The organism is Delftia sp. ASV31 (assembly GCF_016428765.1).
Lineage (GTDB): Bacteria > Pseudomonadota > Gammaproteobacteria > Burkholderiales > Burkholderiaceae_C > Comamonas > Comamonas acidovorans.
Map to the genome: position 1 here is coordinate 1 of NZ_JAELTK010000339.1, position 261 is coordinate 261.

At 70.5% G+C, this 261-nt stretch carries 1 pseudogene; it reads right to left on the reverse strand.

The annotated features are described in order from the left end of the window. Positions 1-261, reverse strand: a pseudogene (locus JHD82_RS29720) (phenylacetate--CoA ligase); the annotation flags it as partial.

Consider the following 261-nt stretch of genomic DNA (forward strand, 5'->3'; position numbering starts at 1 on the left):
GCTCGGCGCCGTAGTGCGCACCCAGGCCGCCCGTGAACAGGCCGTAGCCATAGGCCACATGCACCATGTCGCCGGGCCGCCCGCCCGCCGCGCGGATGGAGCGCGCCACCAGGTTCGCCCAGTTGTCCAGGTCCTTCAACGTGTAGCCCACGACCGTGGGCTTGCCCGTGGTGCCCGAGGAGGCATGCACGCGCGCCACCTTCTGGCGCGGCACGGCGAACATGCCGAACGGGTAGTTCTCGCGCAGGTCCTTCTTGGTGG